Genomic DNA, 22,049 nt, shown 5'->3' with positions numbered 1-22,049 from the left:
GGCGCCGTCATCAGGCAGCTAGAGACAGTAGTGAGTGATTCCCCGGCAGCTGCGCCCGCCGATCCCGCCTGTTCGCCACCGCCTGAGGCGCTCGCCCTGCGGCCACTGCGGATTGCCTTGCTGGGCTATCGCAGCAAGCCCCACGCCGGTGGCCAGGGGGTATACATCAAGTATCTGAGCAAGGCGCTGGTCGATGCAGGGCATACGGTGGATGTGATCTCCGGCCCGCCTTACCCCGAGCTCGACCCGCGCGTGCGCCTGATTCAGCTGCCCAGCCTGGACCTGTTCGAAAACGGTTTGTATTCCCTGCGCCCGCGGCACCTGCGCTCCATGAGCAACATCATTGAATGGCTGAGCAAGCTGACCGGCGGCTTCGCCGAACCCTACACGTTTGGCCGCCGCGTGGTGAAGTACCTGCGCGAGCACGGCGGCGAGTACGACCTGATTCACGACAACCAGAGCCTGAGCTACGGCATGTTGCATTTGCAGGCCATGGGGCTGCCGCTGGTGACCACGGTCCACCACCCGATCACCAGCGACCTGCGTATTGCCCTGGCCGCCGCGCGACGCTGGCATCAGCGTTTGCTCATTCGGCGCTGGCACTCCTTCCTGCGCATGCAGCAGAAGGTGATTACCCAACTGCACCACGTGGTGACAGTATCGGACTGCTCGCGGCAGGACATCGCCCGCGACTTCGGTTTGCAGCCTGCTGGTATCGCCTTGGTGCACAACGGCATCGACACGGAGGAGTTTCGACCGCTGCCGGAGGTCGCGCGGCAACCGCTGCGCCTGATGGCCACGTCCTCCGCCGACGCCCCCCTCAAGGGCCTGCGTTACCTGCTCCTCGCTTTGGCGCGCCTGCTGCCGCGCTATCCGGAGCTGGAATTGCTGCTGGTCAGCAAGCCGGAACCCGGTGGGCGCACGGAGCGCCTGATCGAACGCCTTGGGATCAGCGCACATATCCGCTGCGTCAACGGCATCACCACGGCCGACATGGTGCGCTATTACGCCGAGGCCGCCATCGCGGTGGTGCCCTCCATTTACGAGGGCTTTGGTCTGCCCGCCGGCGAGGCCATGGCCTGCGGCGTGCCGGTGATCTCCACCAACGGCGGCGCGCTGCCGGAAGTGGTGGGCGATGCCGGTGTGCTGGTGCCGGTGCGTGACGCCGAGGCGCTGGCCGAGGCCATCGACAGCCTGCTGCAGGACCCACAGCGTCGCGCCAGCCTGGGCACCGCGGGACGCCAGCGCATTCTTGAGCAATTCAGTTGGGACGTCTGTGCCCGCGACATGGAAGCCTATTACCGCAAAGTGATCGCCGATGCAGACCGTTGATTTTGGCTTTTTCCCCCTGCAGCCCGGCGACCGCGTACTGGACCTGGGCTGCGGCGGGGGACGGCACGTAATCGCCGCCTATGCCGAGGCGCCCGTGCAGGCCGTGGGTGTAGACCTGTCGCATGGTGACCTGTGCACGGCGCAGTCCCGCGCCGCCGACTTTATCGAGCCCGGGGCGCAGGACAAGCAACTGCACCTGACTCAGGCATCCGCCCTCTGCCTGCCTTTCGCCGATGCCAGTTTCGATAAAGTCATCTGCTCTGAGGTGCTGGAGCACATTCCTGACTATCGCGCCGCACTGGTGGAGATCCGCCGGGTGCTGAAGCCGGGTGGGCTGCTCTGTGTCAGTGTGCCGCGCCGTTGGCCGGAGCGCCTGTGCTGGCTGTTGAGCAAGCGTTATCACCAGACCCCGGGCGGGCACCTGCGTATCTTCCGCCGCCATGCCCTGTGGGCTGAAATCGAGCGAGGTGGGTTTATCGGTTTTCACCGCCATGGTGCCCATGCCCTGCACGCGCCCTACTGGTGGCTGCGCTGCCTGTTCTGGCGCGAGGGTGAGCAGCATTGGCTGGTGCGGCAATACCACCGTCTGCTGGTGTGGGACCTGCTGCAAGCGCCCCGCTTCACCCGCACGCTGGAACGCTGGTTGAACCCGGTACTGGGCAAAAGTGAGGTGTTCTATTTTCGCGCGGAGGCTCGTTCGTGAGTGGCCTGTACCTCAGCCGTGGGCTGTTTCCACAGGAATTCCTCCGGCCCACGGTCGACTACCTGCTCAAGTGCCAGCGCCCCAGCGGTGAAATTCCCTGGTTCGACGGCGGCTATACCGATCCCTGGGACCATGTGGAAGCCGCGATGGGCCTCTCCATTGGCGGTGAATACGCGGCCGCTGTGCATGCCTATCGCTGGCTGGCGGCGCGCCAATTGCCCGACGGGAGCTGGTGGGCTGCCTACCGCGGCGATGTTGTAGACAACAACCATCGGCGTGAAACCAATTTTGTGGCCTATGTAGCGACCGGTGTCTGGCATCACTTCCTGATCAGCGGCGACCGCGCCTTTCTGGCGGAAATGTGGCCCACGGTGCAGGGTGCAATGGACTTCGTACTGGCGTTGCAGAGCCCCCACGGCGACATCGACTGGGCGGTCAACACCGCCGGTGAGCCGCTGCGCGATGCTCTGGTGACGGGCTGCAGCTCAATCTACAAGAGCCTGGAGTGCGCCGTTAACATGGCCGTTGCGCTGGGGGAGCCGCGGCCGGAATGGGTAGCGGCGCGAGCCCGGCTTGGCGTCGCACTGCGCCAGCGTCCGGAGCGCTTCGACCGCAGCTGGGAGAGCAAGGCACGTTTTTCCATGGACTGGTTCTACCCGGTGCTGTCCGGCGCCATCTCCGGCGCGCCCGCGCGCGCGCGACTGGCGGCCCGCTGGGAGGAATTCGTGCATACCGGTCTGGGCTGCCGCTGTGTCTCCGATGAGCCCTGGGTGACGGTCGCCGAGTCCTGTGAGCTGGTAATGGCGTTGCTCGCCGCCGGCGACCACGCGCGGGCGGTAGAGCTTTACAGCTGGTTGCACCAGTGGCGCTCTGACGATGGCGCCTACTGGACGGGCTATCAGTTCGTTGAAGACCTGCTCTGGCCGGATGAGCAACCGACCTGGACCGCGGCGGCGGTGCTGCTGGCGGCCGATGCGCTCACCGGCCACACGCCGGCGGCGCAGCTGTTCACCCGTGTGCAGATGCTGCCAGATGATGCCGACATGACGGCGCGCGCGCGCCGGGATCAGTAAGCCGGCTCAGAGCCGGCGCAGCACAGCCAGGCTTTCAACCTGCTCAAGCAACGCGAATAAACCCGATTGCAGTGCCAGCCGGTAGACGGCGCGCGGCGCCTGCCCACCTTTTGCCGCATCCGCGTAGACATCGTGAATAGCCAGGATGCCACCTGGCTTGATGTGCCCGGCCCAGCAACGGTAGTCGGTGAGTGCCGCGTCCAGGCTGTGGCCGCCATCAATGAAGACCATGGCCAGTGGGGTTTGCCAGTGGCGGGCGGCCGCGGCGGAACCCGCCACCACGGGTACCACGGTGTCGTTGAGACCGGCGCGCTCGATGTTGTGGCGAAACGCCCGGAACGTGTCTACCTGCGCCATTTCCGCATCATAAAGTGCCGGGTCGTGGAACATCTCGCCCTGCTGGTGCTCTTCGGAGCCTCGGTGGTGGTCCAGCGCAAACACGGTGCTGCCGTTTTCGTGCGCCGCCAAACCCAGGTACAGCGTGGACTTGCCGCAATAGCTGCCTATTTCCAGAATCGGGCCTGCCAAGCTGCTGGACTGCGCCCAGCGGTACAGCGCCTGGGCTTCGTCCGGGTGCAGGAAACCCTTGATGGCGTCGATGTCAGGAGGTAGTTGAGCTTTCATGTCGGGGTGCGGAGCAGCGGTACCGCTGCTCCTGGCGCTCAGGGTGTGGTGCTGGCGGTGGGCGGCGGTGGTGACTCCAGCGACTCGTCAAGGCGGTAGACGTCCTCCGGGCTCAGCAGGCCAGCCTGGGCCTTGAGCCGCATGCTGTTGAGAATGTAGTCGTAGCGGCTGTTGGCGTAGTCGCGCTCGGCGGCAAACAGGGTGTTCTGTGCGTTGAGGACGTCGACCACGTTGCGGGTGCCCACTTCGTAGCCGGCCTGGGTGGCGTCCAGGGCGCTCTTCGACGACACAATGGCTTGGGCGCGCGCCGCCACGCGGGAGACATCGCTGATGACGGTCATGTGCAGTGAACGGGCGTCAGTGACCGTGGTGCGCGCCAGGTTGATGCGGTTTTCTCGCGCCACGTTGAACTCCTGTGCCGCCTGGCGCCGGCTGGCGCTCACCGCACCGCCGCTGTAGAGCGGCACGTCCAGACGAATCTGCCAGATGTTCTCGTCCAGCTCACTGTCGGGGGAGGTTTCAAAGCCCGTGGCGGGCGCGCGGGTCAGGTCGCCCTCGGTTTCATAGTCGGAATAGGTGTAGCTGCCGCTCAACCGTGGCGCGTGCTCCATCTTGTTGGCCTTGGCCAGTTGACGGGCGGCCTCCTCGGCGTAGCGCGAGGCTTGCAGGCTGAAGTTGTTTTCCAGGGCAAACTCCACCCAGGCCGCGCGATCGGCAGGCACCGGCGGGTTGACGGCGAAGTCGTCCTTGAGCACGTCGAGTTCACTGTGCGCGCGGCCGGTGAGCACCGACAGGCGCTCGAGTGCAACGGATACGTTGTTTTCATCGACGATGCGGTTGACCTGGGCGAGGTCGCGGGCGGCCTGTGCTTCGTACACATCCGTGATGGCGATCAGCCCCACCTCAAACCGCTGCTGGGTTTGCTCCAGCTGGCGCTCGAAGGCTTTTTCCGCAGCGCGCGATGCCGCCAGGTTGTCCTGCGCACGCAGCACCAGCAGGTAGGCTTCTGCCACGCGCACAATCAGGTTTTGCTGGTTGGCGGCGAAGGTCGCCTCGGCCTGCTTGGTGAATTCCTTGCCCGACTGGAAGGTGAACCAGGCCGGCAGGTCGAACAGGGCCTGGTTGAGGCTCACTTCGTAGCCGTCGCGGGTGGTGTCGATGTCGGTAATGGTCTGTACGGTTTCCAGGCCACCGCCGATGCCGCCGTCGACAGAAAAGCTCTCGTCGGTGGAGCTGCGATCAACATCCGTATAATTATAGTTAGCGTTTACTTGCGGCAACAGTGCAGACAGGCCCAGGTTCTCTGTTTCCAGATTGGCTTTGTACTGTGCCTCTTCGGCTTTCAATTGCGCATCGTTGGCCAGTGCCAGCTCGTAGATGTCGCGCAGGGACTCCGCCCCGGCGGGAGTGACACCCGCGCAGAGTGCGAGCGCCAGCAATGCGGCTCCTGTCTTTCTCATCCTGAATCCTCTGTCCTGCCTGTGCTTTAGCGAGTGCGAGTGTAGCAGCCTGAGCGGCTCACCGCATGCGTTAACCGGGTCGCAAAAGCGGTAATATACTCGCGGTTTTCCCGGAGACAAGTGCTACACTCGGCGTTTTCAAAGGGCCTGCGCCGCCACCTTCTGCGCCTGCGGCGGGCTATTATCGGTACAGGACAAGGTCGATGGCAGTGCAGCGGGCTCGCAAGCGCCCTTTCAAAACGGACCTGAAGCACCTGCACGCGCTGTGTGAGGCCAACTACGCGCGCCTGCTGCGCCTGTTCCCGGATTATGAGCAGGCCAATGTTCGCGAGTTTGCGCTCGGCGAGGCGCGGGTGCGTCTGGAGGTGCTGGAGCGCAGTCGATACACCACGTTTTTTCGCCTGCACCAGGTGCACGGCGAGGACCGCTGGCTACGCCGGCTGGTCATCGATGTGCGCGCCTACCACGATGCGGGGATGCTCGAAGTGGGAGCCTTTCAGTCCCAGAGCCGCATCCAGGCGCGCTACAGTTACCCCAATGCGCACATGTTCCAGCAGGACGAGAAGCTGCAACAGAATCAGTTCCTCGGTGACTGGCTGGCGCACTGCCAGGCCAATGGTCTCGGCCAGTTGCCGACTACGACGCCGGGCCAGAATGCCGGGCGTTGATGGCAATGGCTGAACTCAAACGCCAGGTAGTGCCCGTATCCAGTAGTGTGGTGCGCCTGCTGCAGTTGACCGATACCCACCTGTGTCAGGAGGCGGGAGAGAAGCTGCTGGGCATGGACACCGACCATTCCCTGCAGGCCGTGATCGACCTGGCGCTGCGTGAGCAACCGCAAGTCGATGCGGTGTTGGGCACCGGCGATATGTCCAATCACGGCTATCTCGACGCCTATCAGCGACTGCGCGGTTATTTTGATCGCTTCGATGCGCCGCAATTCTGGCTGCCGGGCAACCATGACGATCGTGCCTGCATGGTCGAGGTGGACATCAGTGGTACATTGCTCAGCAACGACATCCGTTTTGGCGGCTGGCAGCTGGTAATGCTCGATTCCCAGGTGCCGGGCGAAGTTGGCGGTTACCTCGGTGAAGAGCAGCTGGCGCTGTTGCGCCAGGCGCTGGCGTTGGCCGCGCGTGAGAACCTGCACAGTCTCGTGTGCCTGCATCATCATCCACTGCCGATTGGCTGCCAGTGGCTCGATGAGCAGCACGTCGCCGATGCGGATGCGCTGTTTGCGGTGTTGGCGGAGTTTCCCTCGGTGCGCGGTGTGCTCTGGGGGCATGTGCATCAAGAGGTGGATCGCGAATGGCAGGGGTTGCGTCTGCTCGGTTCGCCGTCAACCTGCGTGCAGTTTGCTCCGGGCAGCGACAACTTCCGGGCCGACACCCTGCCACCGGGCTACCGCTGGCTGGCGTTGCACGCCGATGGTCACATAGAAACAGGCGTCTCCCGCGTGTGGGATGTCCCGTTTACCGTAGACCTGAATTCCGGCGGTTATCTGCAGGATTAGGCCGGAAACGGGCGTGCTGCCCTGCCGCTGGGGTACAATGCAGCAGGCTCGACTAACGCAGTTTCAGGAAACCACAGGCAGGCATGAGCAACTACACCGCGGAAGATATTGAAGTCCTCACCGGGCTTGAGCCGGTGCGCAAGCGCCCCGGCATGTACACCGACACCACACGCCCCAATCATCTTGCCCAGGAAGTCATCGACAACAGTGTCGACGAGGCGCTGGCAGGTCACGCCACCCGCATCGATGTGATTTTGCACCGCGATGGCGCCATCACGGTCAGCGACGACGGCCGCGGCATGCCGGTCGACATTCACCCGGTACAGGGGCGCCCGGGGGTGGAGGTGATTCTCAGCACCCTGCACGCCGGGGGCAAGTTTTCCAACAAGAACTACCAGTTCTCGGGCGGCCTGCACGGCGTCGGGGTATCGGTGGTCAACGCTCTTTCCCTGCGTCTTGAAGTTACCATCCGCCGCGACGGCAGCGTTTACCGCATGGCCTTTGGCGGGGGCGAAAAAGCCAGCGAGCTGGACGTGATCGACACCTGCGGCAAACGCAACACGGGTACCGCCATTCACTTTATGCCGGACCCGCAATACTTCGACTCGGTGAACTTCTCCGTCATGCGGCTGCAGCATGTGTTGCGCGCCAAGGCTGTGCTCTGCCCCGGCCTGCGGGTGACCTTCCGGGATGAAAAGAAGGGTGAGACTGACGAGTGGTATTACGAAGACGGCCTGACTGACTACCTCTGCGATGCCACCATCGATTTTCCCTGCGTACCCGAGCAGCCGTTTGTCGGTAGCTTCAGTGGCCGCAGTGCGGCGGCGGACTGGGCGGTGCAATGGCTGCCGGAAGGCGGGGAAGTGGTGGCCGAATCCTACGTCAACCTGATTCCCACCGCACAGGGCGGCACCCACGTGAACGGGCTGCGCACAGGCCTGCTCGACGCGTTGCGCGAGTTCTGCGAGCTGCGCAGCCTGCTGCCCCGGGGTGTGCGCCTGGCGCCTGACGATATCTGGGACCGCTGTTGTTATGTGCTGTCGGTCAAGCTGGAAGACCCGCAGTTCTCCGGCCAGACCAAGGAACGGCTGTCGTCCCGCGAGGCGGCGGCGTTTGTTTCCGGCGTGGCCAAGGACGCCTTCAGCCTGTGGCTGAACCAGCACACCGGCGAAGCCGAGCGCATTGCCGAGCTGTGCATCAACAACGCCCAGAACCGGCTGCGCACGGCGCGCAAGGTCACCCGCAAGAAAGTCACCGCAGGCCCGGCCCTGCCGGGCAAGCTGGCAGACTGCTCTGGCGAGGACCCAACCCGCGGTGAGCTGTTCCTGGTGGAGGGCGACTCCGCGGGTGGTTCCGCCAAGCAGGCGCGCAACCGGGAATTCCAGGCCATCCTGCCGCTGCGTGGCAAGATCCTCAATACCTGGGAGGTGGATTCACAGGAAATCCTCGCCTCGCAGGAGGTACACAATATCTCTGTTGCCCTGGGTATCGACCCCGCCAGCGACGACCTCTCCGGCCTGCGCTATCACAAGGTGTGCATCCTCGCGGATGCCGACTCCGACGGCCTGCACATCGCCACCCTGATCTGCGCCCTGTTCGTGCGCCATTTCCGCCCACTGGTGACGGCGGGCCACGTATTTGTGGCGATGCCGCCCCTGTACCGTATCGACGTGGGCAAGGAGGTGTTCTACGCGCTGGACGAAAGCGAGAAGCAGGGCGTGCTGGACCGTATTCAGGCCGAGAACAAGAAGGGCAAGGTCAACGTACAGCGTTTCAAGGGGCTGGGTGAGATGAACCCGCTGCAGCTGCGCGAAACCACCATGGACCCGGATACGCGGCGTCTGGTGCGGCTGGTGATTGATGCCGGCGATGAAACCAACAGCATGCTCGATATGCTGCTGGCGAAAAAGCGCGCGGGTGATCGCAAGGCCTGGCTGGAGAGCAAGGGCGACCTGGCGGATATTGCGGTTCTGAGTTAGTGCCCGGTTTTTACCGTTCGCCGCCGCGCCTCACCCGCGCTGCGACCCGGGCCAGATGCAGCGCCGGCGATGCCAGCCTCACGAAAGATACTCTGAAGTCCTCGCCTGACTGAGCACGGCAATGTGAACTGACAGCGGACTTTGTGCTCAAAGCCGTTATAGTTGGACCCAGTTCACAGACAGGATGGAGGCAAGACAATGAAAATAGTAGGCAGAGGGCTGTTCGCCGCGGCCATGCTCTTGGGCAGCACGTTGGTGCAGGCCCAATGGGAGTTGGACAACAGCCGATCCAGCCTGGATTTCCTGTCGATCAAAAATGACGCGATTGCCGAGAGCCATCAGTTTACCTCGCTGGTCGGGTTCGTCAGTGCCGAGGGACAGGTACAGCTGGGCATTGACCTCGACAGTGTGGAAACGATGATCCCCATCCGCAACGAACGCATGCGCGAGCTGCTGTTCAAGACGGCGCAGTTCCCCGCAGCGAACATCAGCGCGAACGTGTCTCCGGACGTGCTGGACATCGTGACCGACGGGGGTGTGGTATCCACCGATATCGAGGTCATGCTGACGCTGCACGACAAAGAGGCCAGTTTGTCGGTGCCGGTTCTGGTTACCGGCTCCGAGGGCGGCTTGTTGCGGGTGATCAGCGCACGCCCGGTGGTGGTCAATGCCGAGACCTTCGGCCTCGCTGAGGGCGTGCAGGCGTTGCAGTCAGTCGCGGGGCTGAACGCCATCAGCACCGCGGTGCCGGTGACGTTCAACCTGGTGTTTGCCCCCGCCGGCGGCTGATGTCGCCGCTACAACCGTCTACCTGCTGTTGCCGCTCAGGCGGTTCAGCAGCGCGCGGTAACTGGGGTTGTCCGGGTCGCTGGCCAGCAGCAGCTCTGCCCAGTGGCGGGCCCGCTCAAGGTCCCCGCTGTTGGCGGTATAGTTGACCAGCGCCAACAGGATATCCGCGTTGCCCGGCGCCTGGCGTTGCACCGCCTCCAGCGTGGCAATGGCCTGTGTTATCTCGCCGCTGTCGTGCAGGGCGATGGCATACACATAGCGGTGGCGCGTGCCCTGCTCTTCCAGTTCAGCCGCCCGCCGCAGGTAATCCATAGCCTCTTCCCGCTTGCCCGCGCGGGTTTCCAGTAGCCCCAGGGCGTGCAGTGCGGCGGCGTTATCCGGTGCAATTGCGAGGGCGGCCTGTAACTCACTGCGCGCCTCGTCCTCGCGCTGCAGCAGCCGCAGCAGGTCGGCGAGGTTCAGGCGTGCCGGCAGCAGCTGTGGATTCAGGTGCAGCGCCTCGCGGTAGGCTTTTTCAGCAGCTGGCAGGTCGCCGCGATTGAGCAGGAACATGCCCAGCTGCAGTTGGACGCCGGGCATGTCGGCGTGCTCCGCCTGGATCGCGGTGTACTCCGCAAACAGCTGGCGCAACGCCTCGGCATCGGGCTCTGTCAGCTGTGCCAGTGGCACCTGTGCGAGGCTTTCAGCGACTGCCATGCGGACACTGGTGACGCTATCGTTCACCAGCGGCTGTAGCAGACCATAGCGCTGTTGCAGCGGCTGATTGGCGAGGCGGCGTACCGCGCCCAGGCGCAGCAAGGGCTCGGTGGATTGCAGCAGTGCCTGTGTTTCGGGCGCAGGCGCAACGCCCGCCTGTCCCAGGGCGGTCAAGGCCGTTGCGCGCATGATGGGGGTTGCGCTGCCGTCCGCCGCCAGCTGCTGCACGTCAGGCACGGCTTGCACCTGGCCTTCATGCAATCGCTGCAGGGCGCGTGCGGGGTGGGAGCCGGAGTCGGTGAAGTTCACGCCCCAGTCCCGCACTGCGGCCAGCGCCCAGTTGGCGTCTTTGTCGGTATGACACTGGTTGCAGGCATTGGGCACGCCCATGGTCACGCTCAGATCGGGCCGGGGAATGCGCATGCTGTGGTCGCGACGCGGGTCCACCACCATGTAGGTGGTTTCCGGCATGTGGCAGTTGGCGCATGCCGCACCGCTGGAGGCCTGCGGGTGATGGTGGTGCTCCGGCTGGTCGTAGACCGCGGCCTGGTGACACTGCGCGCACACCCCGTTGCCGGGGGCCCGCAACTGCAGGCTGTGAGGCTCGTGGCAGTTGCTGCAGACCACCCCGGCCTGATGCATTTTGCTCTGCACCCAGGAGCCGTATACAAAGACTTCGTCGCGTATCTGCCCGTCGTGGTAGTAGAGCGGGCTTTCCGGCAGCGCCAGTCGATGGGTATCCAGCAGCGGCTTGCCGTAGTGGTATTCCCCCAGGGTGCCGCGCCGTGAATGGCAGCGGCCACAGCTGTCGATTTGGGTGTTTCCCTCCAGCGGTTCCAGCCGGCTGGCGATGGCGGCTCCGTCTCTGAAGGCCCAGTCGCCCCGCTGGCCCAGCGCGAGCGGGAAACCGGCGCCCGCGACTTCCTCTACGCGGCCGTTCTCTACCAGCTTCAAGTGCGCTTCTCCGGGGCCGTGGCAGGCCTCACAGCTCACGTCTACCGCGCTGAAGCGGGTATCGAAGCTGCGTGTGGCTGCGTCGTAGCGCTTTTCCACCTCGGTGCTATGGCACTCGGCGCAGCGCGTGTTCCAGTTCATGTAGGGTCCGGTCCAGTGCAGCGGGTCGGTGTGGTCGGTTATCTCCTCCGGATTCAGGTGAAACCAGCGCTGCCCGCCCTCTGCCGCCGGGCGCGTATCCCAGGCAATTTCAAAGGCCTGTAACCGCCCACGGGAGAGCGGCAGCAGGTATTGCTGCAGCGGATAGATGCCGAAGGTGTAGCGCACCGGAAAATCGGCCAGCTTGCCGTCTTCACCCGCCGTGCGGATCATCCACTGGTCACCCTCGCGGAAGAATGTGGTGGTAATGTCGCGGTGGGTAAAGGTGGCCTGGTCGAAGTCGCCCAGCACCGTGTCCTGCGTTGGCGTGGTCATCGCCAGGTCGTGGTGTGAACCCTGCCACAGCGCGTGCTGCTGCGCATGGCAGCTGGTGCAGCTTTCGCCGCCGACAAAGTCACTGGAGGCCTGAACCTGCGCGGCAAGTGCCAGCCAGAAGATAAAGAGTGTGCGCAGCACGGTGTGAATACCTCAGCCTGAAGAGGCGTCAGGCTAACCCATGGCCGGCTGATTCCCAAGTATGGGGCGCGAGTTTTCCCGTGGCTGCAATGTGCGCCCCCACAACTGGCGCTGCAGCGAGCCTGTTTCACCGCGCGCGCCGTCCGCCAGCCAGCGGGCCAGCACCGCCGCGACATCCGGGAAATGCAGTGTGGGCGGTGGTGTGGGTCGGGCCAGCCAGGTGCGCAATGCAGCGGGGGTCAGCTCCTCTGCCACGCTGGCGTAACCGAGTTGGCGCAGGGCCATGGCGTTGGCCAACTGCTCCAGTTGTCCTTGCAGGGGCCGTGTGAGCACCGGCTTGCGCCAATGCAGACACTCGCTCACCAGTTCGAAGCCGCTGTTGCAGATAACGCCCGCGCAACTCGCCAGCGCCTGCTTGAAGGTGGCAACCCGCGCCGGGTGCTGGTTTACGTTACCGAATGTGGCCTCCGGCAAGCCTGGTCCGAATAGCTCGAAACGCTGCTGTGGCAGCTGTTGCAGCACATCAATGACGCGCTGTGCGTCCTCGAAGGGCAGATAGACGACGACATGCTCCTGTGGTCGGGTGTCGAGTGCGGGCAGGTCGAGGATGGGTGGCAGCACGTTGCTGGCATACGGGTGCCAGTGCAGGCCAATGCCCCTGTCCACCGGCGCGAAGTACTGCATGATCTGTCGCGCCAGCCAGTGCCCTGTCGGGGTGGGTGTGGCCCCGCCAAAGGCGTACTGATGGCCAATGCCGATGGTGGGAATGCCCGCTCTGCGCCCGGCACGCGCAACAATGGGTTCGAAGTCGGTGACCACCAGGTCGAAACCCTGCACGGGCAGCGCGCGTACATCGCGCCGGAACTGCAGGAGGTTGTTCTGGCTTACCGTGCGCCGGTAGCGCACTCTGCCGTCTTCGGTGGCGAACGTCAGGCCGCGCCGGTGCAGGTAATTGCCGAACGGTGCCATGTCGAAGAGCTGCTCCGGCGCGCGCCCGGAAAAGAGCCAGACCACGTCAACATCCAGCCCGCGAAACGCTTCGGCCATTGCCCGTGCCCGGCTGATATGGCCGTTACCGGTGGCTTGCACGCCGTAAAGTATACGCATCAGGCCAGCCCCAGAAATTGTGCAGTGAGCAGTGCCGACCCCGCGCCCATGATCGCGCCCGCGAGGGTATCACCGGGAAAATGCACGCCGAGCAGAACCCGTGACATCGCCACGCCGCAGGCCCAGGCGAACACCACCGCGAAGGGGCCGCCATAGAACAGGGTAAGCATGGTCGCGAGCAGGAAGGCGGCTGAAGTATGCCCGGAGGGAAAGCTGAACTGGTCGGACGCCGTGATCAGGCTGCGGAAACCCGGAACGGCAACCTGCGGCCGCGGCCGGCGCAGGCTGTTTTTCAGGGTCCAGTAGAGAGTGCGTTCCGCCGCAAGGGCCACAGCCAGTGCCGTGGCGAAATCCTCGGCGTAGGGAGCGCTCAGCAGCCACAGCAGCATCGGCACCAGCACTTGCAGGTAGCCGTCTCCGGAGCGAGAGAGCGCACGTGCGAGAGGGCGCACCGTGCGCCGCTCACCCTGGGAAAAGATTCGGGTGAGCAGGTGAAGGTCGAGCCTGTGCATGGCATTGAGCAGCTTCATGGTCCCAGTGTTGCGCCGCCGCATGGCAACCGCATGACAGCGGTGTGACGGTTTTATGAATTTGTCGGCCCCGCCGCTCAAGAATTCCGCAGGGCGGCTGAGCATTAGTAATTTACAGTGGGCGGGGGCTCTCCTACCATGCTCGCTTCAGCCGTTGGGCAATACGGGAAGCGCAGGGTGAAACTGGGAATATTGAAGACCGACGCGGTACGGCCAGAGTGGGTGCCGGATTTCGGGGAATACCCCGATATGTTCATCGCCTTGCTGGGTCGGCTCGATCCGGCCATCGAGTTTCGCGTTTATGACGTGCAGGAAGGCGTTTACCCGGAAACTATCGACGAGGTGGACGGCTACCTGATTACCGGCAGCAAGAGCAGCGTGTACGATGCCGACCCCTGGATTGCCCGCCTGATGGACTTTGTGCGTGAGCTGCACACCCGGCGGAAAAAGCTGGTGGGTATCTGTTTTGGTCACCAGTTGGTGGCGCAGGCGCTGGGCGGTAAAACGGAAAAATCACCCAAGGGTTGGGGTGTGGGTATCCACCAGCACCGGTTCCAGCAGCTACCTGCCTGGCACGACCAGGGGGCTGCCGCGTTTGCCATTCTGGTCAGCCATCAGGATCAGGTGGTGAGCCCTGCTCTGGGCGCCGACGTGCTGGCCGGCAGCGAGTTCTGTGAAAATGCCGTCTGCCAGGTGGGTGAGCACATACTTACCTTTCAGGGGCACCCCGAGTTCGTGCCGGGTTATGCGCAGGAAGTGATGCAATTTCGCCGTGAGCGCATTGGTGAAGAGGCCTACACCCGCGGCATGGCTTCGCTGGCAGAAGACGCCGAACCGGAGCGCGTCGGGCGCTGGATACTCGCGTTTCTGCGCAACTAAGCCTGTATACGCGGGTCTACCAGCTCCCGGTATTGGGCATGGAGGCCCAGGGCTCGGCGGCGGGCAGGCTGTCTCCAGCCTGTAACAACTCGATCGAAATGCCATCCGGGGAGCGGATAAAGGCCATATGCCCATCACGCGGCGGGCGGTTGATGGTGACGCCGGCGTCCAGCAGGCGCTGGCAGGTGGCATAGATATCCTCTACCCGGTACGCGAGGTGGCCAAAATTACGACCACCGCTGTAGCTTTCCGGGTCCCAGTTCCAGGTGATTTCCAGCAGCGGGCTACTTGCCGTGCTGGCGCGCTCGACATCGCCCGGGGCGGCCAGATAGACCAGCGTGAAGCGTCCGCCCTCGCTGTCGTAGCGGTTCACTTCCACCAGCCCCAGCTTGTTGCAGTAAAAGTCCAGCGAAGCGTCCAGGTCGCTGGCGCGGACCATGGTGTGCAGGTATTGCATGGCTTAGTCCTCCGAATCCGGGATGGGGCCGACGTTGCGCAATTTAACTGGCCACTTTAGCATCTCGGGTGTTTAGGGGATATGCCAAGAAAAACTACCGGGGAAGAATATCGACGAAAAACAAGAGTTTGATCGCAGTATTGATGGTGGCCTTGGCGGGTTTCGGGGCGATGTCGGCGATGGCGCAAGCGCCACTGATAGACACTTCGGTTGTTACCGACAACACGACAGATAGCCGCACGGATGGGGCCATCAGCCTGAAGCTGGAAGTTGACAACGATACCTCAGTCGAGCAGCTTGAAGCGTTCATCAACCCCGTCGCGCCTACCAATGTCCGCTTTCTGATTGCGAGTAACGGCCCCGATGCTGTGCTTTTTTACAGTGCACCGGTTGCAGTGGGGGCGGGAGCACAGTGGGTGCAGAGCCCGGCGTTCAATTTCACTTTGCTCGCTGGACAGCGATACGAAATTGCCGCTATGGTTGAAGGCCAGGCTGACTTTCCCTGGGGCCTGACGCAATTGAGCGAGAATGGTCTGACTGCCTTTCCGGAAAATGGTAATCCAACAAATTTCGCCGCGCCAACAAATCTTGGAGAATCGAACGGTGTGGTTCCACACTTCAGGATATTCGGCTCCGCTCAAGCAGCGTCAGGCCCAGTCGCGGTCCCGGCACTACCGTTCTTCGCCCTGTTGTTGCTTGGCGGCCTGCTCGCCCTTTCCGGAATGAGACGGTTAAAGCGCTAGCAAGGCCCAAGGGGATTTCGACCCCCCGCTATCCCTCAAGTTAGCTTCCTTCAGCCGCCCGCTCGCCGCTTGCTCCGATAGCAGGCGGTGGAGCTTCCTGAAAGCCATCCCGAAAGCGCCCTCGCCCATGCCGGGCAGCCCGGCATCGGGTACAATCCCTGTCTTTTTAGGCCTGTGCTGGGGTCCCTGGCCCGGGCACTGGCGGCTATTGGAGTATTTTATGTGGTTCAAAAACGTGCGGGCCTATCGCCTCACCACCCCTATTCAGGTAACAGCAGAGCAGATTGAGCAACAGCTGGCGCAGCGCGAATTTCAGCACTGCAGCGCCACCCAGCCGGTATCCCTGGGGTGGGTGCCGGCGCTGGGCGGGACGACCAGCGCACTCGTGCACCCTGTTGATGGTCGCTTCCTGTTGCGAATGCGCCGGGAGGAACGGTTGCTGCCTTCGACTGTGGTGCGCGAGCAGCTTGCGGAGAAAGTGGCGGAGATCGAGGAAGCCCAGGGTCGCAAGGTCTATCGCAAGGAGCGCTTGACCCTGCAGGACGAAATCGTACTGGATTTCCTGCCGCGCGCTTTCACACGCTCGGCCTTTTTCTATGCCTACATCGACACGCGCGCCAACTGGGTTTTTGTCGATGCCACCAGCGCGGCCCGCGCCGAGGAGTTCCTCAACCTGCTGCGCGAGTGCATCGGCAGCTTCCCGGTGGTATTGCCACAGGTTAACAATGCGCCAACCGCCAGTATGACGGCGTGGCTGGCGCACCAGAGCCTGCCACAGGATTTCGCGTTGGGCGAAGAGTGCGAACTGCGCGAGCCCGGCGATGAGGGTGGCGTGGTGCGCTGCCGTGGCGTTGATTTGCTGGGTGAAGAGGTGGAGACTCACCTCAACGCCGGCAAACAGGTGGCGCGACTCGCGCTCAGCTGGGAGGAGCGGGTGTCGCTGGTACTGGCCGAGGACCTCTGTCTGCGGCGCCTGAAGTTTTCGGATGAGTTGCTGAAGGAAAACGAGGACCTGCCGGAAGCGGACCACGCCGCGCGCCTGGATGCAGATTTTGCACTGATGTCGGACCTGGTAACCCGTCTGCAGGAGCGGGTCATCGACCTGTTCGGTGGAGAAATGGAGTAACGCTGCACGTGGCTGATCTGCCGGTAAGCGCCGACTACCGCCGCCTGTTCCTGGATGACGCTGTCTTCATGGACCTGCGTTCGCCGGCCGAATACGCGCACGGTGCATTTCCCGGCGCCACCAGCCTGCCGCTGATGACCGATGAAGAGCGCGCCCAGGTAGGCACCTGCTACAAACAGCGTGGGCAGGACGCGGCGATTGCGCTGGGACACCAGCTGGTGGCAGGCGACGAGCGCGAGCGCCGGGTTGCCGCCTGGTGCGCCTTCGCCCGGCGTCACCCTCAGGGCTACCTGTACTGCTGGCGCGGCGGCCTGCGTTCGCAGACGGTACAGCAGTGGTTGGCCGACGAGGGCATTGTTTACCCCCGTATCGAAGGTGGCTACAAGGCGCTGCGCCGTTTCCTGCTGGAGGAACTGGCCCGCTCGCTGCAGCAGGCGCGCCTGGTACTAGTCAGCGGCCGCACCGGCACCGGCAAAACCCGCGTGATTCATGCGCTGCAGGGTGCGCTGGACCTGGAGGGCCTGGCGCGCCACCGCGGCTCGAGTTTTGGCCACCTGCCGGAGCCCCAACCGAGCCAGATCGACTTTGAAAACGCCGTAAGCATTGCTTTTCTGCAGCAGCTCGCGCGCCGCTCCGGTTCGGTTGTGCTGGAAGATGAGGGCCGCCTTATCGGGCGCCTGGCGCTGCCCGAGAACTTGCGTCAACACATGCAGCAGGCGCCGCTGTTGGTAGTGGACGAGCCGTTGGAGGAGCGCGTGGCGGTGATCCTCGATGACTACATCAACGACCTGGGCGCTCGCTACGCGCTCCGCCACGGGGTTGTCGACGGCCCCGCCCTGCACCGGGCGCGACTGCTCGAGGGGTTGGACGGTATTCGCAAGCGTTTGGGTGGCGCGCGCCACCAGGCCCTGCGTGCAACCATGGAGCAGGCGTTTGATCTGCAGCACAGCAGGGGTGACCCCGAGGTGCATCGGGGCTGGATTCGCGAGTTGCTGGAAGCCTATTACGACCCGATGTACAGCTACCAGCTGGCACAGCGCGAGGGCACGGAACTGTTCCGCGGCAACCGCCAGCAGGTCGTCGACTACGCCCGGAGCCAGCTGTCTTGCTGACAGGCAGCAGCGTGCAGCGTGACCTGGTGCTGATAGGCGGTGGACACGCCCATGCACTGGCGCTGCGCATGCTGGCCATGCGGCCCATCGGCGGGCTGCGCGTCACTCTGGTGTCGCCCTCAAGCCATACGCCCTATTCGGGCATGCTTCCCGGACTGCTCGCCGGCCACTACCGGTTTGCGGAAACCCACATCGACCTCGCCCGGCTCTGCCAATGGGCTGGCGCGCGCTTCATCGAGGCCGAAGTCGACGTGCTGGATACCCGCGCACGCCAAGTGGGCCTGCCCGGTCGTCCCGCCCTCACCTACGATGTGCTGAGCCTGGACATCGGCTCCCAACCCGACCTGGACAGTGTGCCGGGCGCGCGCGAGCACGCTACGCCGGTCAAGCCGGTGGCGGAATTCTGGGCGCGCTGGCAGGCTCTGGAAGCCACACTGTTGCGAGGGGAGTGCCTGCCGTCCAGGCATATTGCCCTGGTGGGGGGCGGCGCCGGCAGCGTTGAGCTGGCGCTGGCCATGGCACACCGCCTGCGGGATCGCGCACCGGCCTTCAGCCTGTTTTGCGCCGCGGCAGATATCCTGCCCGGCTACCACCACCGCGCCAGGGCCACGGCGAAGCAAGCGCTCTCCCGTGCGGGTATCGCGGTGCACTGTGCCAGCCGCGTGAGTGCGGTGAGCGCGGGCCAGCTGACGGTAGAAAATGGCGGTAGCACCGCGTTCGATGCGCTGTTCTGGTGTACCGGCGCGGCGGCTGCGCCCTGGGTGGGTGCCAGCGGCCTGCGCACCGTGCAGGGCGGCTTCCTGGCCGTGCACGACACCCTGCAGTCAGTGGACGACCCCGTGGTGTTCGCCGCCGGTGATATCGCCACCCAGTTGCAACACCCGCGGCCCAAGGCCGGTGTGTACGCCGTGCGTCAGGCGCCCGTACTCGCAGCCAACCTGCGCAACCTGCTGCTACAGCGCCCTTTGCGCGCGCACAGGCCACAGCAACGTTTTCTCTCCCTGTTGTCGCTGGGGGAGCGTCGAGCGGTCGCGGAGCGGGGCCCGTTTGTCGCCAGCGGTGCCTGGGCCTGGCGCTGGAAAGACCGCATTGATCGTCGTTTCATGGCGCAGTTCGCCGCCCTGCCTGAAGGCATGCCCAACGCGGCAGCGGATACCCTGCCCGAAGCACTTGCCGCCGCCACGCAGGCACCTTGCGGTGGCTGCGGCGCGAAGGTGGGTGGCGACCGGCTGGCGGCGGCACTCGGCGAGCTGCGCCAGCGGTATCCGCAACATTGCCCCACGACGGACGGTGCCGAGGACGCGGCCGTGGTGACAGCGCCGGCCGGAGGCATTCAGTTGCAGAGCCTGGATATTCTGCGCGGCCTGGTGTCGGACCCGTGGCTGATGGGACGCATCGCCGCCAATCACGCCCTGTCCGATCTGTACGCGAGTGGCGCTCAGCCCACTACGGCGTTGGCGGCGCTGACCCTGCCGTTCAGCGGCCCGTCTGTGCAACAGCGCGACCTGGTGCAGCTGCTGGCCGGTGCGCTGCATGAATTTGCGGCGGTCGGCTGCCAGCTGGTGGGAGGTCATAGCCTGCAGGGCCCGGAACTGGCGCTGGGGTTTGCGGTGAGCGGCGAGCCCATGGGCGGCGCGGGCCAGTTCCTGCGCAAGCGGACCCTGCATGAGGGCGACCGGCTGATACTGACCAAGCCGCTGGGCACCGGCATCTTGTTCGCCGCCCACATGCAATTGCAGGCCGATGGCCGCCACCTGCACGGCGCTATCGACAGCATGCTGCAGAGCAGCTACGCGGCAGCGCGTGTGGCGCTGGCGCAGGGCGCCAGTGCGGCAACCGATGTCACCGGCTTTGGCCTCTGGGGGCATCTACAGGAAATGTTGCGCCCGGAGCAGGGCGCCGTGCTGGAGCTGGCGGCCCTGCCTGTGCTCCCGGGGGCACTGGCGCAGTTGGCGGCGGGACGTCGCAGCACCATGCATGAAGCCAACGCCCGCAACAGCGGCGCGGGCGCGGCGACCGATCCGCGTTACGACCTGCTGTTCGATCCGCAGACCAGCGGTGGGCTGTTACTGGGCGTGGCGGAAGCGGCGGCTGCGGACCTGCTGGCAGCGCTGCATGAGGCGGGCTACGCGGACGCCGTCGAGATCGGTGAGATCGTTGCCCTCAGTGCCGGCGCTGAACCCATCCGCTGCCGCTGATTATCCCCTGTTGCTGCGCTGCTCCAGCCAGCGCCAGAACACGCCGTGCTGGCGATCCCGGCCGGTGAGCAGGTATTCCAGGCGTTGATCGTTTTCCAGCACTGCCTGCAGGCGCTGGGCTTCACCGTCGCGGCCCGCCAGCAACAGGCGGTCACCCATCTCCAGCGGCACATCATCGGCGGGAAACAGCAGGTCCTCTTTCTGCTTGCGAATCATCACCACTTCCAGGTGCAGGCGTTCGCGCCAGTTACTGGGGTCTGCCAGCAGGTTACCGACGGTAATGCGCTGGCCTGCAGTCAAAGCGCGGGCCAGGGCGGGAGAGCGACGATTGCTGATACGGCCTGAGGAGAACTCCGGCGGGTGGTCGTTCTGGTGGCGCAGAAAACGCGCGAGGGCGTCGCGGCCGGTGTCGTTGTTCAGCTGTAACAGCTGCTGGATAAAGGGCTCCACCAGCCCCGAGCTGATGCGGCTGAGAATGGTGCCGGCCACCACCATACTGGGCTGGCCCAGAAAGTCGGGCTCCGCCGCCCGAAACAGCGCGTGGCTGGACAAGCCGTTTTCCAGCACCACGTGAAACAGCTCCGGGTTCAGGGCCCGTGCCGTGATCAGAATAGACAGGTTGTCGGCGTCATCACTGGTGGCGGCGACGATACCCACCGCCTCTTCAACGCCAGCGGCGCTCAACTCTTCCGCCTGGGTGCCACGGCCGGCGACTGTGTCGTAGGGGCAACCGGCCTGCTCCGGGTCGGGGTGTATCACCGCCACCTCCATGCCCCGCTCGCGCAGTAACTGGTACACCGCACGACCCACACGGCTGTAACCGCACACGACCCACTTGCCGCGCGGGATCGGCGTGGCCCGGGTGAGGCGTGCCCCGGGGCCGGAATTGAGCCAGTGGTACAGGCGAAACAGGTCGGGCTTGTCGATGGCGAGTTCCAGTCGCCGCACGTATTCCTCCACCGGATTGACCACGTAGTCGGTGTCGAAGGAGCGCATGTTGTCGGCATCGTTGCGCGTGTCGGCGCTGGCGTACACGGCCACCTTGTGATTGAGCAGCGTGGCGCTGATGGCCACCTTCAGGTTGATATGCCCCTCGCCGGTGACCGCGATAACCCCCGTACACCAGCGGCTGCGCAACCCCGCCTCGATGAGGTTGTCGGGCAGATTCGCATTCATGCAGAACGCGGTGACCGGCGCCAAGAACTCCACCACTTCCAGCGCTTCTACCTTTTCCTGGTTTTGTTCGATCACTACCACCTGGTAGCCGCGGTTGGTCAGTGCACTGGTCAACATGCGACCGGTGTCGCCGTAACCACACACCAGGTAGAAGGGCTGGTTGAGGTTGCGCACCTTCCAGGCGAGGCGCGCGCGGCGCAGAGCACGGGTGTATGCCGGGTCCTGCAGCAGGGAAACAATGGAGCCGATGGAGAACAGCCAGGCAATGACCGTGAGGTAAATGCTGACCATGGTCCACAGGCGCTGGCCCGGGGAGAACGGGTAGGGTACTTCGCCGAAGCCGATGGTGCTGCCGGTGTAACTGACCACGTAGAAGGCCTGGAAAAAACTCATGCGCCAGGGGTTGCCCTGGTCGTCCACGCCTGGGATCAGGGTGAAGCCGACGGTGGCAATGGCATAGGCGGTGATAAGGATCACCAGCGGCATGCGCATGCGCCGCAGGAACAGGAAGACCAGAGACTTGTGTACGTGCCGGCTCATGGCGGGTTATTTCCGGCTGAGCCCGGCCGTATCCAGGGTGAGCAGCACCAGTGATACCAGGTTGGCGAGCAGTGCGCCGCCGGAGAGTGACACGATCGACGCCATGACACGCGGTGTCAGCCCTACCTCCATCACATGCACGGCAATTGCCCACACGACGGCGGCAGCCAGCAGGTGCAGGTTCACCACCAGGCTGGAGGCAAGCAGTATGGCCCCCATCTGCGAGCGTTCACCGAACTTGAGTACGGTGGCTATGAGGCTGACTACCAGTGCCGCAAACAGTTCGTACACATCGTGGTGTTGTGGATTGTCGATGTCGCCGATGAAGAAACCGAAATTCAGTGTTACCGCCAGCAATACGAAAAAACCGAATACCACTTTGCTCATGTTCATAGCTGTTGCATCCCCTGCCTTGGCCTGCCGCCATTATGCGCGACTCCGCA

General features: G+C 64.3%; 20 protein-coding genes. 12 read left to right on the top strand and 8 right to left on the bottom strand.

All coding sequences use genetic code 11. The features are described 5' to 3' along the window. Nucleotides 1-96: 96 nt before the first annotated feature. Genes G533_RS0110515 through G533_RS0110505 form a run of 3 tightly spaced genes read left to right on the top strand, consistent with a single transcriptional unit; the run spans nt 97 to nt 3,108 of the window. Nucleotides 97-1,332, top strand: a complete 1,236-nt coding sequence (locus G533_RS0110515; protein ID WP_027949911.1) for a glycosyltransferase family 4 protein — start codon at nt 97-99, stop codon at nt 1,330-1,332. Continuing rightward, nucleotides 1,319-2,035 carry a class I SAM-dependent methyltransferase gene (locus G533_RS0110510; protein WP_027949910.1) on the top strand — a complete coding sequence of 239 codons (717 nt, stop codon included), beginning with the start codon at nt 1,319-1,321 and terminating at the stop codon, nt 2,033-2,035. Before G533_RS0110515 ends, G533_RS0110510 begins: the two co-directional genes overlap by 14 nt. Continuing rightward, entirely contained in the window at nt 2,032-3,108 is a 1,077-nt protein-coding gene (locus G533_RS0110505; RefSeq protein ID WP_027949909.1) for a prenyltransferase/squalene oxidase repeat-containing protein, read from the top strand. Before G533_RS0110510 ends, G533_RS0110505 begins: the two co-directional genes overlap by 4 nt. A 6-nt stretch (nt 3,109-3,114) precedes the next feature. On the opposite strand, the gene G533_RS0110500 is transcribed toward G533_RS0110505, so the two are convergent. Beyond that, nucleotides 3,115-3,732 carry a class I SAM-dependent methyltransferase gene (locus G533_RS0110500; protein ID WP_027949908.1) on the bottom strand — a complete coding sequence of 206 codons (618 nt, stop codon included), beginning with the start codon at nt 3,730-3,732 and terminating at the stop codon, nt 3,115-3,117. Nucleotides 3,733-3,770: 38 nt separating this feature from the next. Next, on the bottom strand, nt 3,771-5,192 hold the full coding sequence (locus G533_RS0110495) for a TolC family outer membrane protein (RefSeq protein WP_027949907.1): 1,422 nt from the start codon (nt 5,190-5,192) through the stop codon (nt 3,771-3,773). A gap of 203 nt (nt 5,193-5,395) precedes the next feature. On the opposite strand from G533_RS0110495, the gene G533_RS0110490 reads away from it, so the two are divergent. The 4 genes from G533_RS0110490 (at nt 5,396) to G533_RS0110475 (ending at nt 9,473) form a co-directional block, all read left to right on the top strand. After that, complete coding sequence (locus G533_RS0110490) at nt 5,396-5,860, top strand: DUF1249 domain-containing protein (protein ID WP_035527615.1); 465 nt, start codon at nt 5,396-5,398, stop codon at nt 5,858-5,860. Between the two features lie 5 nt (nt 5,861-5,865). Next, nucleotides 5,866-6,705 (top strand): 3',5'-cyclic-AMP phosphodiesterase, encoded by an 840-nt coding sequence (gene cpdA / locus G533_RS0110485; protein ID WP_035527684.1) that lies wholly within the window; start codon nt 5,866-5,868, stop codon nt 6,703-6,705. An 83-nt stretch (nt 6,706-6,788) separates the two neighbouring features. Beyond that, the gene (gene parE / locus G533_RS0110480) at nt 6,789-8,684 is read left to right on the top strand and encodes a DNA topoisomerase IV subunit B (protein WP_027949904.1); all 1,896 of its coding nucleotides are present in this window, start codon (nt 6,789-6,791) and stop codon (nt 8,682-8,684) included. Between the two features lie 198 nt (nt 8,685-8,882). Next, a complete protein-coding gene (locus tag G533_RS0110475; RefSeq protein WP_051230204.1) occupies nt 8,883-9,473 on the top strand; it encodes a YceI family protein in 591 nt (196 codons plus the stop codon). Between the two features lie 18 nt (nt 9,474-9,491). Here the strand turns inward: G533_RS0110475 and G533_RS21565 are convergent, their stop codons facing one another. Genes G533_RS21565 through G533_RS0110460 form a run of 3 tightly spaced genes read right to left on the bottom strand, consistent with a single transcriptional unit; the run spans nt 9,492 to nt 13,375 of the window. Then, nucleotides 9,492-11,738 (bottom strand): tetratricopeptide repeat protein, encoded by a 2,247-nt coding sequence (locus G533_RS21565; protein WP_035527612.1) that lies wholly within the window; start codon nt 11,736-11,738, stop codon nt 9,492-9,494. A gap of 33 nt (nt 11,739-11,771) precedes the next feature. Next, nucleotides 11,772-12,845 carry an MJ1255/VC2487 family glycosyltransferase gene (locus tag G533_RS21560; protein ID WP_084638929.1) on the bottom strand — a complete coding sequence of 358 codons (1,074 nt, stop codon included), beginning with the start codon at nt 12,843-12,845 and terminating at the stop codon, nt 11,772-11,774. After that, nucleotides 12,845-13,375 carry a phosphatase PAP2 family protein gene (locus tag G533_RS0110460; protein ID WP_027949902.1) on the bottom strand — a complete coding sequence of 177 codons (531 nt, stop codon included), beginning with the start codon at nt 13,373-13,375 and terminating at the stop codon, nt 12,845-12,847. Before G533_RS0110460 ends, G533_RS21560 begins: the two co-directional genes overlap by 1 nt. Before the next feature lie 177 nt (nt 13,376-13,552). On the opposite strand from G533_RS0110460, the gene G533_RS0110455 reads away from it, so the two are divergent. Beyond that, complete coding sequence (locus G533_RS0110455) at nt 13,553-14,254, top strand: glutamine amidotransferase-related protein (RefSeq protein WP_027949901.1); 702 nt, start codon at nt 13,553-13,555, stop codon at nt 14,252-14,254. A gap of 16 nt (nt 14,255-14,270) precedes the next feature. On the opposite strand, the gene G533_RS0110450 is transcribed toward G533_RS0110455, so the two are convergent. Then, a complete protein-coding gene (locus tag G533_RS0110450; RefSeq protein ID WP_027949900.1) occupies nt 14,271-14,711 on the bottom strand; it encodes a VOC family protein in 441 nt (146 codons plus the stop codon). A 68-nt stretch (nt 14,712-14,779) separates the two neighbouring features. Between G533_RS0110450 and G533_RS0110445 the strand changes: the two genes are divergently transcribed. The 4 genes from G533_RS0110445 (at nt 14,780) to selD (ending at nt 19,890) form a co-directional block, all read left to right on the top strand. Further along, complete coding sequence (locus G533_RS0110445) at nt 14,780-15,454, top strand: hypothetical protein (protein ID WP_144079853.1); 675 nt, start codon at nt 14,780-14,782, stop codon at nt 15,452-15,454. A 220-nt stretch (nt 15,455-15,674) separates the two neighbouring features. Continuing rightward, a complete protein-coding gene (rdgC, locus tag G533_RS0110435; RefSeq protein ID WP_027949898.1) occupies nt 15,675-16,580 on the top strand; it encodes a recombination-associated protein RdgC in 906 nt (301 codons plus the stop codon). A gap of 8 nt (nt 16,581-16,588) precedes the next feature. Beyond that, nucleotides 16,589-17,692, top strand: coding sequence for a tRNA 2-selenouridine(34) synthase MnmH (gene mnmH, locus G533_RS0110430; RefSeq protein WP_027949897.1), 1,104 nt, complete (start codon nt 16,589-16,591; stop codon nt 17,690-17,692). Beyond that, nucleotides 17,686-19,890: a selenide, water dikinase SelD gene (gene selD / locus G533_RS0110425; RefSeq protein WP_035527609.1), complete on the top strand. Its 2,205-nt coding sequence runs from the start codon at nt 17,686-17,688 to the stop codon at nt 19,888-19,890. Before mnmH ends, selD begins: the two co-directional genes overlap by 7 nt. Here selD and G533_RS21555 read toward each other — a convergent pair whose 3' ends face one another. Beyond that, the gene (locus G533_RS21555; protein ID WP_035527606.1) at nt 19,891-21,606 is read right to left on the bottom strand and encodes a potassium channel family protein; all 1,716 of its coding nucleotides are present in this window, start codon (nt 21,604-21,606) and stop codon (nt 19,891-19,893) included. A 6-nt stretch (nt 21,607-21,612) separates the two neighbouring features. Then, a complete protein-coding gene (locus G533_RS0110415; protein ID WP_027949895.1) occupies nt 21,613-21,999 on the bottom strand; it encodes a DUF6394 family protein in 387 nt (128 codons plus the stop codon). Between the last annotated feature and the right edge of the window lie 50 nt (nt 22,000-22,049).

This window comes from Haliea salexigens DSM 19537 (assembly GCF_000423125.1).
Lineage (GTDB): Bacteria > Pseudomonadota > Gammaproteobacteria > Pseudomonadales > Halieaceae > Haliea > Haliea salexigens.
Note: the sequence above shows the minus strand (reverse complement) of the source record. Positions and strands in the feature narration are given on the sequence as shown.

Coding starts and splice junctions, on each gene's coding strand:
- G533_RS0110475 (WP_051230204.1), top strand. CDS start 8,883: ATGAAAATAGTAGGCAGAGGGCTGTTCGCCGCGGCCATGCTCTTGGGC.
- G533_RS0110450 (WP_027949900.1), bottom strand. CDS start 14,711: ATGCAATACCTGCACACCATGGTCCGCGCCAGCGACCTGGACGCTTCG.
- G533_RS0110500 (WP_027949908.1), bottom strand. CDS start 3,732: ATGAAAGCTCAACTACCTCCTGACATCGACGCCATCAAGGGTTTCCTG.
- G533_RS0110415 (WP_027949895.1), bottom strand. CDS start 21,999: ATGAACATGAGCAAAGTGGTATTCGGTTTTTTCGTATTGCTGGCGGTA.
- rdgC (WP_027949898.1), top strand. CDS start 15,675: ATGTGGTTCAAAAACGTGCGGGCCTATCGCCTCACCACCCCTATTCAG.
- G533_RS0110460 (WP_027949902.1), bottom strand. CDS start 13,375: ATGAAGCTGCTCAATGCCATGCACAGGCTCGACCTTCACCTGCTCACC.
- G533_RS21555 (WP_035527606.1), bottom strand. CDS start 21,606: ATGAGCCGGCACGTACACAAGTCTCTGGTCTTCCTGTTCCTGCGGCGC.
- G533_RS0110510 (WP_027949910.1), top strand. CDS start 1,319: ATGCAGACCGTTGATTTTGGCTTTTTCCCCCTGCAGCCCGGCGACCGC.
- parE (WP_027949904.1), top strand. CDS start 6,789: ATGAGCAACTACACCGCGGAAGATATTGAAGTCCTCACCGGGCTTGAG.
- G533_RS0110495 (WP_027949907.1), bottom strand. CDS start 5,192: ATGAGAAAGACAGGAGCCGCATTGCTGGCGCTCGCACTCTGCGCGGGT.
- G533_RS0110490 (WP_035527615.1), top strand. CDS start 5,396: ATGGCAGTGCAGCGGGCTCGCAAGCGCCCTTTCAAAACGGACCTGAAG.
- G533_RS21560 (WP_084638929.1), bottom strand. CDS start 12,845: ATGCGTATACTTTACGGCGTGCAAGCCACCGGTAACGGCCATATCAGC.
- cpdA (WP_035527684.1), top strand. CDS start 5,866: ATGGCTGAACTCAAACGCCAGGTAGTGCCCGTATCCAGTAGTGTGGTG.